The organism is Streptomyces sp. NPDC048196, from assembly GCF_040652715.1.
Classification (GTDB): domain Bacteria; phylum Actinomycetota; class Actinomycetes; order Streptomycetales; family Streptomycetaceae; genus Streptomyces; species Streptomyces siderophoricus.
The window spans coordinates 48,779-66,460 of sequence record NZ_JBEZMM010000018.1 but is presented as its reverse complement, the minus strand read 5'-3'; the positions used below and the strand labels follow the sequence as shown (position 1 = coordinate 66,460).

General features: G+C 75.0%; 12 protein-coding genes. 2 read left to right on the top strand and 10 right to left on the bottom strand.

The features are described from left to right. Positions 1–146: 146 nt before the first annotated feature. Positions 147–3,602, bottom strand: coding sequence for an ATP-dependent DNA helicase (locus AB0E02_RS19565; protein ID WP_362140996.1), 3,456 nt, complete (start codon positions 3,600–3,602; stop codon positions 147–149). A 257-nt stretch (positions 3,603–3,859) separates the two neighbouring features. Further along, the gene (locus AB0E02_RS19560) at positions 3,860–4,369 is read right to left on the bottom strand and encodes an MGMT family protein (RefSeq protein ID WP_362140994.1); all 510 of its coding nucleotides are present in this window, start codon (positions 4,367–4,369) and stop codon (positions 3,860–3,862) included. Between the two features lie 188 nt (positions 4,370–4,557). On the opposite strand from AB0E02_RS19560, the gene AB0E02_RS19555 reads away from it, so the two are divergent. Beyond that, positions 4,558–7,539, top strand: a complete 2,982-nt coding sequence (locus AB0E02_RS19555) for a flippase-like domain-containing protein (protein WP_362140992.1) — start codon at positions 4,558–4,560, stop codon at positions 7,537–7,539. 128 nt (positions 7,540–7,667) lie between these two features. On the opposite strand, the gene moeZ is transcribed toward AB0E02_RS19555, so the two are convergent. From moeZ to AB0E02_RS19515, 8 genes are all read right to left on the bottom strand, one after another. Continuing rightward, the gene (gene moeZ, locus AB0E02_RS19550) at positions 7,668–8,846 is read right to left on the bottom strand and encodes an adenylyltransferase/sulfurtransferase MoeZ (RefSeq protein WP_362140990.1); all 1,179 of its coding nucleotides are present in this window, start codon (positions 8,844–8,846) and stop codon (positions 7,668–7,670) included. Positions 8,847–8,920: 74 nt separating this feature from the next. Beyond that, positions 8,921–9,685 (bottom strand): spherulation-specific family 4 protein, encoded by a 765-nt coding sequence (locus AB0E02_RS19545; RefSeq protein WP_362140988.1) that lies wholly within the window; start codon positions 9,683–9,685, stop codon positions 8,921–8,923. Then, positions 9,673–10,629, bottom strand: a complete 957-nt coding sequence (locus AB0E02_RS19540) for an NAD-dependent epimerase/dehydratase family protein (RefSeq protein WP_362140986.1) — start codon at positions 10,627–10,629, stop codon at positions 9,673–9,675. Before AB0E02_RS19540 ends, AB0E02_RS19545 begins: the two co-directional genes overlap by 13 nt. Positions 10,630–10,903: 274 nt before the next feature. Further along, on the bottom strand, positions 10,904–12,511 hold the full coding sequence (locus AB0E02_RS19535) for a hypothetical protein (protein ID WP_362140984.1): 1,608 nt from the start codon (positions 12,509–12,511) through the stop codon (positions 10,904–10,906). Then, entirely contained in the window at positions 12,508–12,699 is a 192-nt protein-coding gene (locus AB0E02_RS19530) for a hypothetical protein (protein WP_362140982.1), read from the bottom strand. The genes AB0E02_RS19535 and AB0E02_RS19530 overlap by 4 nt, the downstream gene beginning before the upstream one ends. A 91-nt stretch (positions 12,700–12,790) precedes the next feature. Next, on the bottom strand, positions 12,791–14,497 hold the full coding sequence (locus AB0E02_RS19525; protein ID WP_362140980.1) for a DUF3492 domain-containing protein: 1,707 nt from the start codon (positions 14,495–14,497) through the stop codon (positions 12,791–12,793). A gap of 205 nt (positions 14,498–14,702) precedes the next feature. Beyond that, a complete protein-coding gene (locus AB0E02_RS19520) occupies positions 14,703–16,166 on the bottom strand; it encodes a DUF3152 domain-containing protein (RefSeq protein WP_362140978.1) in 1,464 nt (487 codons plus the stop codon). Positions 16,167–16,174: 8 nt separating this feature from the next. After that, positions 16,175–17,194 carry an alpha/beta hydrolase gene (locus tag AB0E02_RS19515; protein ID WP_362140976.1) on the bottom strand — a complete coding sequence of 340 codons (1,020 nt, stop codon included), beginning with the start codon at positions 17,192–17,194 and terminating at the stop codon, positions 16,175–16,177. Positions 17,195–17,376: 182 nt separating this feature from the next. On the opposite strand from AB0E02_RS19515, the gene AB0E02_RS19510 reads away from it, so the two are divergent. Then, positions 17,377–17,595 carry a hypothetical protein gene (locus AB0E02_RS19510; protein WP_362140974.1) on the top strand — a complete coding sequence of 73 codons (219 nt, stop codon included), beginning with the start codon at positions 17,377–17,379 and terminating at the stop codon, positions 17,593–17,595. The last annotated feature ends 87 nt before the right edge of the window (positions 17,596–17,682 follow it).

Below are 17,682 nucleotides of genomic sequence, written 5' to 3'. Positions count from 1 at the left end.
CCGGCTGTCCCGCCGCGGGGCTTGCTCGCCGTTGCGCTTTGCGGCGCCGCGTACGTACTCGTCTTTCCCGCCGCGGGGCGTCTCGTCGTTGCGCGCTTTGCGGGCGCCCCGCACCTACTCGTCTTCCCCGGAGGCACCCCAAAGCGTCATTCCACGACGTGGCGCCCCTCCGGCATCGCACTGCAAGAAGCGCGGAACGCGCAATGCGTGCAGTGCGTGCCCGCGGCCGGCGTGAAGCGTTCTTCCAGGACGCGGCCGGCGGCGGTGGCGAGGAGGTCGCCCACCCAGTCGCCGTCCGGTGGCGGCTGGGCCTGTACGGCGGGGAGGGCGTCGCCGCCCTCCTTCTGGGGGGCGCCGATGCGCAGGTGGACGAGTTCGGCGCCGCCGGGTTCGGGGGTGCGGCCGTCGAAGACGTCGTCGACCGCGCCTTCGCGGACCGCGAGCTGGTAGACGGCGAGCTGGGGGTGGCGGGCGACCTCGGGACCGGTCGGTTTCTGTTTGCCGGTCTTGAAGTCGACGACGTAGGCCCTGCCCTCTTCGTCCTTGGCGACGTGGTCCATGCTGCCGCGGATGCGGACCTCGTAGGTGCCGGCGCGGAGGGTGACGTCGAAGGGGTGCTCGGTGGCGACGGGGTCGCGGCCGAGGCTTTCGCGTTCCATGACGTGCCAGCGCAGGAAGCGTTCGAGGGCGGCGCGGGCGTGGTCCTTTTCCTGGCGGGACTTCCAGGGGGCGTCGAAGGCGAGCGCGTCCCATACGGAGTCGAGGCGTTCCATGAGGACGGTGAGGTCGGCGGGGGTGCGTCCGGAGGCGACCTCGTCGGCGAGGACGTGGACGACGTTGCCGAAGCCCTGGGCGGCGGTGGCGGGGCTGTCCGCCTTGACCTCGCGGCCGAGGAACCACTGGAGGGCGCAGGTGTTGGCGAGCTGGTCGAGGGCGCTGCCGGAGAGCACGACGGGCAGGTCGCGGTCGCGCAGCGGGACCCGGCTGTGGGTGGGGTCGTTCATGCCCCACCAGGTGTCGGGGTGGGCGGCGGGTACCAGGGGGCGGTGGTCCTCGTCGTGCAGGGCGGCGAGCCGGGCGAGGCGCTGGGCGGCGGCGTCGCGCAGCGCGGGGCTCGCCGCGGGGTCGACGGTGGTGGCGCGGAGTTCGGCGACCAGTGCGGCGACGGAGAGCGGGCGGCGGGGGCGGCCGGTGACGTCCTGGGGGGTGATGCCCAGTTCGGTGAGGAACCGGGAGGGCTGGTCGCCGTCGTCGGCGGCGGCCTTGACGGCGGTGACGACGAGGCGGTCGCGGGCACGGGTCGCGGCCACGTAGAACAGCCGGCGTTCCTCGGCGAGCAGGGCGCCGGGGGTGAGGGGTTCGGCCAGGCCGTCGCGGCCGATCCGGTCGGCTTCGAGGAGGGAGCCGCGGCGGCGCAGGTCGGGCCAGAGTCCTTCCTGGACGCCGGCGACGACGACCAGCCGCCATTCCAGGCCCTTGGCGCGGTGGGCGGTCATCAGGCGGACGGCGTCGGGGCGGACGGTGCGGCGGGTGAGGGTGTCGGCGGCGATGTCCTGGGCGTCGAGTTCCTCCAGGAAGTTGAGGGCGCCGCGGCCGCCGGTGCGTTCCTCGGCGCGGGCGGCGGTCTCGAAGAGGGCGACCACGGCGTCGAGGTCGCGGTCGGCGTTGCGGCCGGCGGCGCCGCCGCGCCGGGCGGCGCGTTCCAGGCGCTGCGGCCAGGGGGTGCCGTCCCACAGTTCCCACAGGGCCTGTTCGGCGGTGCCGCCGCCGGCGAGGAGTTCGCGGGCCTTGCGCAGCAGCAGGCCGAGCCGCTGAGCGCCGCGGGCGTAGCCGGGGTCGTGGGCGACCAGGCGCTGGGGCTGGGCGAGGGCCCGGGCGATCAGGGTGTCGGAGGGGGGCGGCAGGGGGGCGCCGGCGGTGCGTTCCTCCTCGCGCAGGGCGCGGCCCAGGCGGCGCAGGTCGGCGGAGTCCATGCCGCCCAGGGGGGAGGCGAGCAGGTCGAGGGCGGTCTCGGCGTCCAGCCAGCCCGGTGTGGTGGCGTCCGCGGCGTCCGGTTCGGCGGTGTCCGGATCGGCAGTGTCCGGATCGGCGGTGTCCGGATCGGGGTCGAGGGCGGCGCGGGCGGCGGCGCGGAGGGCGGTGAGCAGGGGGGCGACGGCGGGTTCGTGGCGCAGCGGGAGTTCGTCGCCGTCGATGTCGAGGGGGACGCCGGCGGAGGTGAGGGCCCGGCGGACGGCGGGGATGGAGCGGCCGCCGGCGCGGACGAGGACGGCCATGTCGCGCCAGGGCACGCCGTCCTCCAGGTGGGCGCGGCGCAGGATGTCGGCGACGTTGTCCAGTTCGGCGCCGGGTGTGGGGTAGGTGTACGCCTCGACGCGGCCGCCGTCCCGTACGGGCGTGGGTTCGCGGTGGGCGCGGACCTTGGCGGCCGGGAGGCGGGTGAGCGGCATCCGGTGGGTGAGCTGCCGGGTGGCGGTGAGGAGGGTGGCGCCGGAGCGGCGGGAGGTGTCGAGGACGGCGACGGGGGCGGGGGTGCCGTCGCCGCGGCGGAAGGTTTCGGGGAAGTCGAGGATGCCGTTGACGTCCGACCCGCGGAAGGCGTAGATCGACTGGTCGGGGTCTCCGAAGGCGACGAGGGTACGGCCGGGGGTACCGGGGGCGGCGGCCGCGGTGTGGTTGCCGGCGAGCGCGCGCAGCAGGCGTACCTGGGCGGCGTCGGTGTCCTGGTACTCGTCGACGTAGACGGCGTCGTAGGTGGTGGCGAGTTCGGCGGCGACGTCGGGGCGTTCGGCCAGGAGCACCGCGCGGTGGACCAGTTCGGCGTAGTCGAGGACGCCCTGGCCGTCGAGGACGTCGAGGTATTCGGCGAGGAAGCCGGCGGCGGCGTGCCAGTCGGGGCGGCCGGTGCGGCGGGCGAAGGCGCCGAGGGCGTCCGGGCCGAGGCCGAGTTCGCGGCTGCGGGCGAGCACGGCGCGGACCTCGTCGGCGAAGCCGCGGGTGGTCAGACAGGCGCGGAGGTCGTCGGGCCAGCTGATCGCGGCCCGGCCCGCGCCGGCGAGGTCGGCCTGGCCCTGGAGGAGTTCGCGGACGACGAGGTCCTGCTCGGGGCCGGACAGCAGCCGCAGGGGGTCGGCGAAGAGGTCGGCGTCCTGGTGGGCGCGGACCAGGGCGTAGCAGAAGGAGTGGAAGGTGGTGGCCTGCGGGATGCCGGCCGGTGTGGGCGGTGTCCCCGGCCGGTCGCCGTGTTTCCCGGGGCGCCGGCGCGGCTTCTCCAGGGCGCGCAGGCGGATGGCGAGGCGGTCGCGGAGGTCGACGGCGGCCTTGCGGCTGAAGGTGAGGACGAGGATCCGCTCGGGGTCGCCGCCGTCCCGGACCCGGCGGGTGACGGCTTCGACGAGGGTCGTGGTCTTGCCGGTGCCGGGGCCGGCGAGGACCAGCAGCGGGCCGTCGCGGTGGTCAACCACGGCGCGCTGGGCTGCGTCCAAGGTGGGAGGGTCCACCCGTTCCGGCGGGGTGCGGACCAGTCGGTACGCGCCGGAGGCGTCCTGCCGCGCCGCCCGGCGGGGCTGCGTCGGCGGGACGGCCGAGAAGGAGGAGCTCACGTGGATCGCCGGTCCTGAGGAGGGTGCTGGTCGTGGTGCGGATGCGGTGCGGGGTGCGCCGCGCTGCCGGGTGCCGGGGTGACCGGTGGCCGGGCGGCGGGGCCGTGGTGGCGGCCGGCGCCGGGACGGCAGTGCCCGACGCTACGCCAGTCGGCGCCCGGGCCGGGGACCGGTCCACGGGCCGCCGGGGCGGGCCACGGCCGGTTCCGGGGCAGGTGCCGGGGCAGGGGCTGGTGCCGGGGCCTGGGCCAGGCGGCTCAGTCGTCCCATGCATCGTCCCGGTCGTCCGGCCGACCATCCCGGTCGTCCCGGTCGTCCCGGTCGTCCGGCCGACCGTCCGGGTCGTCCCGCTCGTCCCGCCGGCCGTCCCAACGGGCGCGCCGCATATCGATCTTGGGTATGTGGTCGTCGCTCCCCTGCGACGCGGCCCGCAACGGGGTTCCCTCGTCTCGGTAGTGGCCCAGGGCGCGCAGTTCGCTGCCGGGCAGCAGCCGCCCGTCGGCGCGCACCACCCGCCACCAGGGCACCGCGCCGCCGTAGAGCGCCATCACCCTGCCGACCTGCCGGGGGCCGCCGACCCGTCGCCCGTCACCGCCCTCCCCTGGAAGCCCTTCGGGCTGCTCCTCTCCTGCGAGATACTCCGCGACGTCGCCGTACGTCATGACCCGGCCGGCCGGGATCAGCTCGGCGACGGAGAGCACCCGCTCGGCATAGGCGGGCAGCTCCCCGGCGTCGGCGCCGGGCGCCGTGTCTCCGGTACCACTCATTCGGTCCATCCTGCCGCACGGCACCGACAATGGGAGCGGACACATGGTCCACCACCCTTCGGAACACCGGCGGCGGCCGCCACCGGACCCGGCGCGGTGGCGGAGGTTCCGCTTCCCGTCACCCCGAAATGCACCCTGATGCCCCCCTCCACCGGTCGGCCGTGCCACCATCTTCCGGACGGTGACTGGTGATACGAGATCAAGAAGAGACGGCCGAGCAGCAGGGCGCGGCGCCTCCGCGGGAGGCGGGCGCCCCTGAAGCGCTGCCCGTCGAGGGGAAGCACCAACGGAGGCCGGCCCCGGCTTCCGCTACCGAAAAGGCGAGCACGATCAAGAAGGCCGAACGACCGGGGGCGTCCCAGAGGCCGGAAGGGCCCAAGGAGCCCGCACCACCCAAGGGACACGAGGAGGAGCCGAAGAGCGACCGGCAACACCGACAGGCACCGGACGACGCCCACGTGGAGCACGGCAAGGGCGCCGAGCCGGGCCCGGCCGCGGCACTCGGCACGTCCCGGACGGGTTCGCACCGCGACGGGGCGGCCGCCGACGCGTGCGGCGAGTTCCACGTCGACCGGGTCTCCGGTGACGAGCCGCTGCTGCCCGCCCGGGTGCACCGGCCCTCCGACCTGCTGCGGCTGCTGCTCGGTATGGCCGGCATCGCCCTGGTTCTCGGTCTGGCCACGTTCGCGCACGGCACCACCGCGGGCCTGGCCCGGGACATCGGCACCGGCGCGCGGGCCACTCCCCCGCTGCTGATCAACCTGGCGGGGCTGAGCGCCAGCGTCGCGGTGCTGATCGTGCCCGTGGCGTTCGCCGTCGAGCGGCTGATCAAGCGGGACGGGCTGCGGATCGCGGACGGTGTGCTCGCCGCCGTCCTGGCGCACGGGGTGTCGCTCGCCACCGACCTGTGGGTGGCCGAGGCCGCCCCGGCCTCCATCAGGGTGGCGCTGACCCAGCCGCTGGCGAACGGCTCGCTCTCCGCGCCGGTGCACAGCTATCTGGCGCCGGTGATCGCCTACATGACGGCGGTGGGCATGTCCCGGCGGCCGCGCTGGCGGGTCGCGATGTGGGGCGTGCTGCTGCTCGACGCGTTCGCGGTGCTGGTCGGCCGCTACACCACACCGTTCGCGATCATCACGACGGTGCTGATCGGCTGGACCGTGGCGTTCGGCACCCTCTACGCCGTCGGCTCCCCCAACGTCCGGCCCACCGGGCAGAACCTCCTGGCCGGGCTGCGCCGGGTCGGCTTCCGCCCGGTCAGCGCGATGCGCGCGGAGGACACCGCCAACTCCGAGCACACCGCGGGCCCCGAGCAGAACGAGCACGCCGACCGCGGCCGCCGCTACCTGGTCACCCTGGAGGACGGCCCGCCGATCGACGTCACCGTGGTCGACCGCGAGCAGCAGGCCCAGGGCTTCTTCTACCGGGTCTGGCGCCGGCTGTCGCTGCGCGGCGGCATCAACCAGCGCCGCAGCCTGCAGTCGCTGCGCCAGGCCCTGGAGCAGGAGGCGCTGCTGGCGTACGCGGCCATCGCGGCCGGCGCCAACGCCCCCAAGCTGATCGCCACCTCCGAGCTCGGCCCGGACGCGGTGATGCTGGTCTACGAGCACATCGGGGGCCGCAGCTTCGACTCGCTGGCCGACGAGGAGATCACCGACGCGCTGATGCACAGCGCCTGGCGGCAGGTCGAGGCGCTGCAGTCGCGGCGGATCGCGCACCGGCGGCTGGTCGGCGACGCGCTGCTGGTGGATCGTTCCGGCAACATCGTGCTGACCGAGCTGCGCGGCGGTGAGATCGCGGCCGGTGACCTCGTGCTGCGGATGGACATCGCCCAGCTGCTGGTCACGTTGGGCCTGCGGGTCGGCGCCGAGCGGGCGGTGGCGGCGGCCGTCGAGGTGCTCGGCCCGGACGCGGTCGCGGACAGCCTGCCGCTGCTCCAGCCGATCGCGCTGAGCCGCACCACCCGGGCCACCCTGCGCCAGCTGGCCCGGGAGCGCGCCAAGCGGGAGCGGGAGGCGGTGCTGGCGGCGTCGCAGGCCGCCAAGGAGGCCCGGGAGGACCGGGAGGCGGCCCCGAAGGACCGCAGGACGCTGCGGGCCGAGCGGCACGCGGAGAAGAACGCCGAGAAGCGGGCGCTGGACGAGGCGTCGGAGGAGGCCCGCGAGGAGGACCTGCTGGCCCAGATCCGCCGTCAGGTGCTGCTGATCCGGCCCACCGCGGTGATCGAGCCGGCGAAGCTGGAACGGCTCAGCCCGCGGATCCTCATCAGCTGGATCGCCGGTGCGTTCGCGGTGTATCTGCTGCTGTCCCAGCTCACCAACTTCAACCTCGGTGACGTGGTCAGCGAGGCCCAGTGGGTGTGGGTGCTGGTGGCGATGTTCTTCTCGGCGACGACGTACATCGCGGCGGCGATGAGCCTGTTGGGGTTCGTCACGGAGAAGGTGTCGTTCGTCCGGACCATGATCGCGCAGATCGCGGGCAACTTCGTGAAGCTGGTGGCGCCCGCCGCGATCGGCGGGGTGGCGCTCAACACCCGCTTCCTCCAGCGCGCCGGGGTCCGGCCCGGTCTGGCGGTGGCCAGCGTCGGCGCCTCCCAGCTGTTCGGGCTGGGCAGCCACATCCTGCTGCTGCTGGCGTTCGGCTATCTGACCGGCACCGAGCAGACCCAGGACATCTCGCCGTCCCGTACGGTCATCGCCGGGCTGCTGACCGTGGCCGTGCTGGTCCTGGTCGTCACGGCCGTGCCGGTGCTGCGGAAGTTCGTCTCGACGCGGGTGCGGTCGCTGTTCGCCGGTGTGGTGCCGCGGATGCTGGACATCCTGCAGCGGCCGCGGAAGCTGGTCACCGGCATCGGCGGGATGCTGCTGCTGACTGCGGCGAACGTGATGTGCCTGGACGCGTCGATCCGGGCGTTCGGCGGCGGCGACAAGATCAGTTACGCGAGCATCGCGGTGGCCTTCCTCGCCGGCAACGCACTGGGTTCGGCCGCCCCGACACCGGGCGGCGTGGGCGCCGTCGAGGGTGCGCTGATCACCGCGCTGACCATCGCCGGGCTCCCTGGCGACACCGCGTTCCCGGCGGTGCTGCTGTTCCGGCTGATGGTCTTCTGGCTGCCGGTCCTGCCGGGCTGGCTGGCCTTCACGTATCTGACGCGCAAGGGCGAGATCTGACGCGCAAGGGCAGCCCCCGGCCCTGGGGCGGCCTTGGCAGCCGGGCAACGCGAAGGCGCCGGTCCGTGGCATACGGACCGGCGCCTTCGGCGCTGTTCAGGACGCGGTGATCAGCCCACCGGCATCGATCAGTAGACCGGCTTCTCCGGCTCGACCGTGTTGACCCAGCCGATGACGCCGCCGCCCACGTGGACCGCGTCGGCGAAGCCCGCGGACTTCAGGACGGCCAGCACCTCGGCCGAGCGGACGCCCGTCTTGCAGTGCAGGACGATCTTCCGGTCCTGGGGGAGGTCCTGGAGGGCGGTGCCCATCAGGAACTCGTTCTTGGGGATCAGCCGGGCGCCGGGGATGGAGACGATCTCGAACTCGTTCGGCTCGCGGACGTCGATGATGTCGATCTTCTCGTCGGCGTCGATCCACTCCTTGAGCTGCTGCGGAGTGATCGTCGAGCCGGCCGCCGCCGCCTGGGCCTCCTCGGAGACGACGCCGCAGAACGCCTCGTAGTCGATGAGCTCGGTGACGGTCGGGTTCTCGCCGCAGACCGCGCAGTCGGGGTCCTTGCGGACCTTGACCTGACGGTACGTCATCTCCAGCGCGTCGTAGATCATCAGGCGGCCGACGAGCGGGTCACCGATGCCGGCGAGCAGCTTGATGGCCTCGTTGACCTGGATGGAGCCGATCGAGGCGCACAGCACACCGAGGACGCCGCCCTCGGCGCAGGAGGGCACCATGCCCGGCGGCGGGGGCTCCGGGTACAGGCAGCGGTAGCAGGGGCCGTGCTCGGACCAGAAGACCGACGCCTGGCCGTCGAAGCGGTAGATGGAGCCCCAGACATACGGCTTGTTCAGCAGCACGCAGGCGTCGTTGACGAGATAGCGGGTGGCGAAGTTGTCGGTGCCGTCCACGATCAGGTCGTACTGGGCGAAGAGCTCCATGACGTTCGTGGAGTCGAGGCGCTCTTCGTGGAGGTTGACCGTGACGTACGGGTTGATGCCCAGCACCGTGTCCTTGGCGGACGCGGCCTTGGAACGGCCGATGTCCGCCTGGCTGTGGATGATCTGGCGCTGCAGGTTCGACTCGTCGACCTCGTCGAACTCCACGATGCCGAGGGTGCCGACGCCGGCCGCGGCCAGGTACATCAGCGCGGGCGAGCCCAGACCGCCGGCGCCGACACAGAGCACCTTGGCGTTCTTCAGCCGCTTCTGCCCGTCCATTCCGACATCGGGAATGATCAGGTGGCGGGAGTACCTGCGGACCTCGTCGACGGTGAGCTCCGAAGCGGGCTCGACCAGGGGTGGCAGCGACACGGATGACCTCAACAAGGGGGTTGGTCGGTATCTGAGGACTGGCTTGTCTTTCCGTAACACTGCCACGCCCATCTTCATTCCGAGACACCCGGTCCGATGCGCGAGACGAATTCGTCCCAGTAGCCGGGCAGTGATTCCCAGGCCCTTCCGACGGCGTCCGCGGCCCCGGCCCGCCGGTCGGTGAGGTACACGGTGCCCGCCCCTTGCCAGCGGGCGATCCGCAGCGCTTCGTCCAGGTGCGTGCGCGGCACGCTGTGCACGAGGTGGCAGAACCGCTCCGGAGGGTGGTCGGCGGTCCACTCCGCCACCTGTGACCAGCGGTAATCGGCCCACCGGCCGGCGAAGGTGACGAGCTGGTCGGCGGCTTCGGCGTAGCCGGGGTGCGGGTGGCTGCCGTGTCCGAAGACGAGGTGGCCGTCCGGGCACAGGCCGCGCAGGGCGGCGGCGATCCGCCGGGTGGCGGGCAGCAGGGGCCGGTCCGTGGGGGTGCGGTCCAGCCAGAAGCCGTCGACGCGGTACCACTCCAGGTAGCGGTGGGCGTCGGAGAGCAGCTCGCCGAAGGGGCGGGTGCCCCGGCCGAGGTCGAGGTGTCCCAGTACTCGGACACCCATCTCACGGAGGCGGGCGGCGGCCGGGACGCAGTGCGGGTCGGGGCGGGCGCCGGGCCCGTTGGACACGTCGAGCACCGCCCAGTGCACCAGGCCCGGCCCGCAGTGGAGCAGTCCGGCCCATTCGGCGGGCGCGAGCAGCGGATGGGCGAAGCCGGGCACGCCCAGGCCGAGCGGGGCGGCGCCGGTCGGGGCGCGGGTGGGGCCGGCGGGGGTGGTCAGATGCGACATGCGGCCTCCATCCAGATGTCGGCGAGGGATTCCTCCAGGACGATCCGGGGGCGCCAGCCGAGCCGGTCGCGGGCGGTGCGGACGTCGGCCTGCTGCCAGGTGCCGCAGCCGTCCGGATAGGGGTAGGTGGCGGGCGGCGAACCGACCGGGTGCTCGCCGGCCGGGCCGGGGATGACGAGCCGGGCCGGCGGGGAGTCGAGTTCGTGCAGCGCGCCGCCGAAGCCGGCCACCCGGGCGAGCACCGAGGCGGCCTCGCGCAGTCGTACCGCGCGGCCGGTCCCGATGTTGACGACGCCCTGTGCGGCGGACAGCGAGGCGGCGTGCACGGCGCGGGCGACGTCCCGGACGTCGACGAAGTCCCGCTGCACGCCGAGCCCGCCGAGCTTGAGTTCGTTGTCGCCGGACTGCATGGCGCGGCGCATGGCCTCGGCGAGCCGGCCGAGCGGGGAGCCGGCCGGGGTGCCGGGGCCGACCGGCGAGAAGACCCGGAGCACGACCGCGTCGAGGCCGGAGCCCAGGACCATTTCGGTGGCGGCCAGTTTGCTGACGCCGTACGGCCCGCCGGGACGCGGCACGGCGTCCTCGGCGGTCGACGAACCGGGCTGCGAGGGCCCGTACTCGGAGGCGCAGCCGAGGTGGACCAGGCGGGCGCCGCAGCCGCTGCGGCGCAGCGATTCGCAGATGGTGGCGACCGCGACGGTGTTGTGCCGGGTCAGCTCGCGGGCGCCGCCTCGGGTGGCGCCGGCGCAGTTGACGACCACGCCGGGGTGGACCGCGTCGAGGAAGCGGGTGAGCGCCCCGGGGCTGCCGGTGGCCAGGTCGAAGCGGACGTCGGCGTCGTCGCCCCGCCCGAGGGCGGTGAGCTGGACGGCGGGGTCGGCGAGCAGGCGGTCGGCGACGTAACGGCCGAGGTAGCCGTTGGCGCCGATGAGCAGCACCCTCATCGTGCGACCCCCCGGTGCCGTCGGGCTTCGGTCGGCTGGACGTTCATGTGTCGTGCTCCTAAGGCGGATGGTGGGAAGTGCGTGCGCTCCGGCCGGGGGGTCGGCGTCCGTCGTAGGAACGGGTGCCGCGTGGGGGGCGTGGTCCGCGGCGGGCGGGCCGCCGCGGCCGGAGGTGCCGGAGAGGCCGTTGCCGGGTGCCTCTGCGGCGGTGGTGCGTGGTGCGGGCGCCCGGGTGGGGCGACGTGGGCGTGCGGCCCGGTGGCCGTCGGGAGGGTCACGGCCGGGACGCCTTCGCCGGGCAGGCGGGGGCGGGTGAGTGCGCGCAGGCGCCGGTGAGCGCCCGCAGGCCGTACGCGAGGAGGCCGAGGGCGGCGGCGGTACAGGCCAGGGCGGGGACCGCGGCCGGTCCGACGGCGGCTGCCAGCGCCCGGACCGGGGTGTCGAGCGGGGGCGCGCCGGGGAGCCGGGCGATCAGGACGAGGGCGGGGGCGAGGGCCTCCAGGGCGGCGGCCGAGGCCAGGCCGACGGTGGCGGGCTTGGGGAAGCCGTGGACGGTGAGCAGCCGGGCGAGGAAGAGCAGCAGCCCGAGGGCGAGGACGGACACCACCGGGAGGGCGCCGCCGTCGCTCCCCTGGAGGGCCGCCCGGGCACCGAGGAGCAGGGCGGTCAGCGTGCCCAGAAAGAGCAAGGTGGTGCCGAGCAGCAGCGGCCGGATGCGGGCCGCGAACTCGCCCAGGCCGCGGCTGGCGGCCAGGCCCCGGCGGCCGCGTACGGCGAACCAGCGGGCGGAGGCGGCGGCGGGGAGCACGGCGAGGGCGAGCGCGAGGGCGGCGGCGAGGGCGGGGCGGGGGTGGACGGCCGTCAGGGCGGGGCCGCCGGGCAGCAGCCGGCCGAGCAGCCGGTCCCCGCCGAGCGCGTAGCTGACGGTCCAGCAGGTCCACAGGGTGGCGGCGCGGGGGCCGGTGCCGGGGTGGCGGGCGCGCAACGGGCCGGTGCGTACGGCCAGCCGGACGGCGAGGGCGGTCAGTACCAGGCCGGTGACACCAACGGCCGTACGGGCCAGGGGTGTTGCCGTGACACCAACGAACGTACGGACCAGGGGCGTTGCCGTCCGGCCGACGGAGGCGAGGGCGGCGAGGGTGGCGGCGCAGAGGGCGGCGGGGAGGAGGTGCAGCGCGGCGCCGCAGCGTCCCCCCCACCCCCGGACCCACCCCCCGCCCCCTCCCCCGAAGGGGGAGAGGGGGGAGGGGGCGGGGGAGAAAATCCGCGGCCCGCCGGCGCCGTCGGAGCAGGACCGCCCCGCCACCCCGCCGGCGGCGTACGGCTGCCCCACCGCCCCGCCCGCGCACGGCTGCCCCACCGCCCCGCCGGCGTACGGCCGCCCCGCCCCGCCGCCGGGATACGACGATCCGCCGCCCGCGTACGACGATCCGTCCCCGTCGTCCAGGGGGTCACCCCCAGCCCCGCGGTGCGTCCCGTAATCCGCCCCGCCGTCCGCCGTCCACTCCCCCGCCGTGCCGTCCAGGGCCCGCTCTCCGGCGCTCGCGCCCGGGCGGGCCGCCGTTCCCGCCGCGCCGGGTTCCGCGCGCGGCACGCGGGCGTAGAGCTCCTCGGCGAGGGAGAAGACGTCCCGGTGCCGGAAGCGGGCGGCGGTGCGGTCGGTGACGCCGTGGGCCTCCAGGCCGGCGGCGATCTCCAGCGGGTCGACGGCCTGGGCGCAGAGCGCGTGGTGACGGTGCATCAGGGCACGTACGGGGTCGGCGGGGCCGCGGCGGGCGGGCCGGGCGGTGACGGCCTTGCGGGGCGCGGGGGCGGACGCCGTAGGGCCGTCCGCCGCGCTGTTGTGGAGGGCGCCGGTGGGGCTGCGGTCCGGGGTGGTCATCGTTCGTCCCCCTTCTCCGGGGCCGTCGGGCGCACCGGTACCGGGTGGGGGCCCGCGGCGCGGTCCCGGGGTGCGCGGCGGCGGAGGCCGTCCCGGTTGCCGGCGTGGGCCACGTCGGCCATGCCCGTCACCAGGGCCACACCCACCACTCCCATCGCGCACATCACGTCCAGCACACCTGTCACCACTGCCGCCACCCCTTTCCTCTCCGTCGCGCCAACCACGGCTGTCTGTCGCCCGGTTGGTCGGTAGGCCGCTTCGCCCTCAGTCCGCGCCGCCTCATGGCACCGCCCAGCTCGGCGTCCGGCCGGCCGGTGCGGGAGCGGGCCCGGTGGCCGCGCCGGTGCCGGCCCAGCGGCCGGGGACATGGGATTCGGCGGGGTGGGCGAACGGCTGCGGTACGCCGTGCGCGTCCCGGTCCCGGGCGCCGGGCGGGCGGGCCGGGGCGTGCGAGATCAGTTCCAGGTAGATGCCACGAAATGCCGCGGTGTTCTGCTCCACGGTGAACAGTTCGAGCGCCCGGGCCCGGGCGGCCGCGCCCAGCCGGGCCCTGCGGTCCGGGTCGCCGAGCAGCGCGCCGCAGGCTTCGGCGAGCGCGCGGGGGTTGCGCGGCGGGACCACCAGCCCGGTGCCGCCGATGACTTCGCAGACCGCGCCGGCGTCGGTCGACACCGTGGCGCGGCCGCAGAACATCGCCTCCACCAGGGAGCGCGGGAAGCCCTCGACGACGCTGGAGAGCACCACTACGGAGGCGGAGGCATAGGCGTCCGCCAGGGTGGGCGCGTCGGGGCTGCCGAGCTCCTCGAAGCTGACCGGGTTCTCGCCGACGGTGACGGCATCGGCCGCCTCGTCGGGGAAGAGCTGGGCGGCCAGTGCCCGGCAGTGGGCGAGGTAGCCGGCCGCCCGGGGGTCCCGGCCGAGGCCGCCGATGATCCGGAGGGTGGCCTCCGGCTCGGCCCGGCGGACCTCCGCGAAGGCGTGCAGCAGCGCGACGAGGTCCTTGGCGGGCTCGACCGCGCCGACCCACACCAGGGTCTTGGAGTCGTCGGCCGGGGCGTCCGCGACGGTCGCGAACGGTGCGGCGTCCATGCCCGGGTGGACCGTGCGCAGCCGTTCCCGGTCCGCGCCGCAGCGCTCCTGCCAGCGCCGGGCGTGCGCGTTGCCGGGAGTGATCAGGGCGGCCTGGGCATAGATCTCGGCGGCCAACGCGCCCTGGAACGCGGCGAGCAGGGCGCGCACCGGGGCACTCAGGGGCGCCGCGGCGCGCGCGAGGTAGTGCTCGCGCAGCCGTACGCCGTACTCGGTGACCAGGAGCGGGGTACCGAAGAAGCGTTGGGCCAGCAGGCCGGGGAGGGCGGCCGCGCCGCCGGAGGTGGCGTGGCAGAGATCGGCGCCGTCGAGGCCGGGGGTGTCCCCGTCGCCGTACCAGTCCAACGAGAGCGGGCGCAGGGCGCGTTCGAGCCGGTCGGCGACCGTCAGCAGGTCGCCCACCTGGGCGCCGTGCGCGGCGGGCAGGGCCCGGGGGCCGTGGCAGACCGATTCCAGCCGGCGCACGGCGTCCTCGGAGCGCAGCAGGGCGGGCAGCCCGCCGTCGTCGCGGGCCTGTTCGGCGAGTCCGTACAGACCGCTGGCGAAACGGTCCGCCTTCCTGGTCAGGGCGTTTTCGGGGGGTGCCGAGGCGAGCGCGGTCAGCAGGTCGCCGAAGTGCTCGGCGAAGCGGCGCCGGGCCCGCCGTCCGGGTGCCCGGCCGCGGCGCTCGTCCGCGGCCCGGTGGTGCCCGGCGGGGAAGTCGCCCCAGAGGGGGGCGTCGTGCACCCGGACGTGCCCGGGCAGCACGGGCCGGCCACGTTCGCGCCGGGGGTCGGCGCGCAGGGCGTAGACCTCGAAGTCATGGCCGGTGAGCCCGCGTACGAGCCGGTCGCACCACGCGTGCGATTCACCCGGTGCGTACGGATAGCCACCCTCGGTGAGGAGTCCAATGCGCACGGCGGCACCCCCGTCCTCCCATGTCGGCTTTCCTGACGCGACGGCCGCACGACCGTCGAGCTGCAGGAAGACGCTATGCAAAAGGGCCGGTGGCGCGATGGACGGTTGTCCGTCGCGCCACCGGAAGGGGTGAAAGCACGTAACTTTCCGCCTCTTGGGGCGTTTCGACGCGCTATGTGATCGCTACGCCGCCGTGTGCGCCCGCTCAGTGCGCGGTGGGATACGGCCAGGAGTTGGGCCGGCAGGTCACGCCGTCCGTGGTCAGGAACTTCGTCTGCTGCATCATCACCGGGGCGAGCGCGCCCTGCCGGGTGCAGCTCTCGTGGTTGTGCCCGAGCCGGTGGCCGACCTCGTGGTTGATCAGCATCTGGCGGTAGGCGTGCATCTTGTCGCGCCCGTAGGTCTGCGCGCCCTGCGCCCACCGGTAGGCGTTGATCATGACCCGGTCGGTGGCCGCCGAGTCGCAGGAGACGTTCTCCTCGTACGTGTCGAGACCGGACTTGGCGCACCACTTCGCGGTGGTCCCCGGGCTCGCCAGGGTGATCACGAAGTCGGCCGGGCCGGAGGCCACGCGCTGGAACGTCCGCTGTCCGCCGTGCGCCCAACTCCGGTCGTCGTTCAGGGTCTTGTGCACCGCCTCGGCGAAGAGCGTGCCGTCCAGCGGCAGTCCCTCCTCGATGTCGACGCGGTAGCGCAGCACCTTGCCGTGGCCGGGCGCCTCGGCGTCCCCGCCGACCGGCTTGAAGCGTCCGCTCGCGGTGAGGTGCGCGTCCAGCGGGAAGGCCTGCGCCATCTGCTCGTCGTAGCCGGCGGGCTTGGCGTCCTGGGTGGGCCGGGACTGCGACCGCGAGGCCTCGTCACCGGCCGCGTCGGTACGGTCGTTGCCGCTGCGCGGCTGCGGGTCGCCGCCGTCCTTGTGCTGCTCGGCGACCTGGCCGGCGATGACGACGGCGAGCACGGTGGTGACCGCGGCGGCCGCCGCGCCGGTGAAGGTCCGGCCCTTGCCGCCCCTCCGGGCGCCGTGTCGCGGCTCGTCGAAGGCGGCGTCCGCACCGGCCGCGAAGTCCTCGTCGGCGTCACGGTCCGCGGGCCCGGCGGGCTCGGGCACCCGTGCGCCCGCCGCGCCACCCGCCGCATCTCCGGCGTTCGGCCGGCCGTACGCCACGGCTGCGGCGGGCGTACGGACGGCGCCGGGCGCACCGGCCCGGAAGACATCGTCGTCGGCGGCGTCCGCGTCGAGCGCGCCGCCGGGGCCGTCCGGCCGCCGGGTGAACTGCCCCGCGTCGAAGGCGGCCACGTAGTCCCGCCGTGGGCCGGGCCCGGTGCCCGGTGCGGCCATCGGCGGTGCGCCGGGGGCCATCTCCGCGCGCGGGCGGGGAATGCGCGGTGCGGCCTGCCCGGGCGTCCCGGGCGCGGTCCGCCCGGCTGCCGTCCCGGGCGTCATCGAGGAGGCCGGCACGCCCGGGAACGCGCCCCAGGCGCCGCCCGGTTCACGCTGTTCGGGGTGGCCGCCGCGGACCGTGTCGCCTCCGGCCGGCTCGCGCCTGCGGCGCCCCGGGCCGGGACCGGGGGCGGGTGCCCGGCCGGCCGGCGGACTCTGGCCGGGCGGCGCCGCGGACTGCGAGGGGTCTTCGGCCTCCGGCCGGTCTCGGCGGCTATGACGTCCCACGGGGCGTGTCAGCTCCTGCCCGGATCAGCGGTCACTTCGGTCATCTCGGAATCGAGCAGCTCGCGGACGGCGCGCGCCACCGCCTCCGGGTACTCCATCATCGCCACGTGCCCCGCCTCCGGCAGTGTCAGCAGCCGCGAACCGCGGAACGCCGCGGCCGCCCGCCGGGCCATCCGGAGGGAGACCAGGCGGTCGCGTCCACCGTAGACGAGAAGGGTGGGGGCGAGCACGCGTTCGGCCTGCCGCCACAAATTGTGCTGTCCGCCGAGCGTGTACGCGTTCACCAGCGCACGCGCCGAACGCTCCATCACCTCCCAGAAATAAGGGAGTTCGAGCCGCCGGGCGTACTCCGCGGCCGCGGTGTCGAAGCCCTCCGGGGTCACCCTTGCGGGGTCGCCGTAACAGAGGGACAGCACCTCGCGGGTGCGGTGCTCGGCGGTCCAGTCGCGGGTGAGCCGGGCGAAGAGGGTGGCGATGCCGGGCACGGCGAGCAGTGCGGTGGGCACCGCCGTGCGCTGCGGCCGCAGCTCGGGCAGGGCCGGCGAGATCAGCGTCAGGGTGCGGACCAGGTCCGGCCGGGCGGCGGCCACGCGGGTGGCGGTGGTGCCGCCCATGGAGTTGCCGATGAGGTGGACCGGGCCGCGGCCGGCCGCGTCGAGGTACCGGATCACCGCGCGGGCCTGCGCGGAGACGGAGTAGTTGCCGTCACCCGGTGGCGGGGAGTGCCCGAAGCCGGGCAGATCGAGCGCCTCGCCGTCCAGCCGGTCGGTGAGCAGCGGCATCAGTCCCGACCAGTTCTGCGAGGAGCCGCCGAGGCCGTGGACGTAGAGCGCGGGCTCGCGGTCCCGGGCCGCCCCCGGCCCGTCGGCGCCCCGCCCTTCGGGCTGCCCCTCCGGCGCCCGTACCGTGAGCGTCAGGCCCGGCAGGGTCACGGTGCGCACCGTCTCCGCCGCGCCGGGCCGACCTGGGCCGGCGGGGGGCACCGGGAGGGCGGTGGTCGCGGTGTCCGGCGACTCGGTCGAAGACATGGGGTCGATGTTACGAGACGATCACACCCCCGATCGTGTGTTCGCGGTCACACACCGCATCGCGCCGTCGCGGCCGCTCTCCTACGCTCGTAGGCAGGGGCGGGCCGCCCCTGCCCCCGCTTTCCTGCCAGGCACCAGCCGACCAGCGAGCACGCGAGAAAGCACCGAGAAAGGCAGTCATCATGCGTGTCGACCCGACAGACCCGGACACTTTCGTGGACGACAGCGACACCGCCGAATTCGACGTGGAGGCGCCGGAGGCGGACGCCCAGGAGCAGTACGCCGATCTCGCACCGCAGCGCGACGAGGCGCTGAACGGCATCGACCCGGCCGTCGCGAACGAGGCGGACCTCGCCGAGCAGGCGCGGGTCGTCGAGCTGAACGAAGACGAATACCGATGACCTGGGGCGTTATGTCGCATTGGCGCGCCGGGGCCGGAGAGAAATTCTCGGCCCGGACCGCCCACAGCCGGGTTACCCAAAAGTACG

What these genes read in the sequence shown, in the direction of transcription:
- AB0E02_RS19510 (WP_362140974.1), top strand. Translation starts at nt 17,377, where the DNA reads ATGCGTGTCGACCCGACAGACCCGGACACTTTCGTGGACGACAGCGAC.
- AB0E02_RS19540 (WP_362140986.1), bottom strand. Translation starts at nt 10,629, where the DNA reads ATGAGGGTGCTGCTCATCGGCGCCAACGGCTACCTCGGCCGTTACGTC.
- AB0E02_RS19535 (WP_362140984.1), bottom strand. Translation starts at nt 12,511, where the DNA reads ATGACCACCCCGGACCGCAGCCCCACCGGCGCCCTCCACAACAGCGCG.
- AB0E02_RS19515 (WP_362140976.1), bottom strand. Translation starts at nt 17,194, where the DNA reads ATGTCTTCGACCGAGTCGCCGGACACCGCGACCACCGCCCTCCCGGTG.
- AB0E02_RS19545 (WP_362140988.1), bottom strand. Translation starts at nt 9,685, where the DNA reads ATGTCGCATCTGACCACCCCCGCCGGCCCCACCCGCGCCCCGACCGGC.
- AB0E02_RS19560 (WP_362140994.1), bottom strand. Translation starts at nt 4,369, where the DNA reads ATGAGTGGTACCGGAGACACGGCGCCCGGCGCCGACGCCGGGGAGCTG.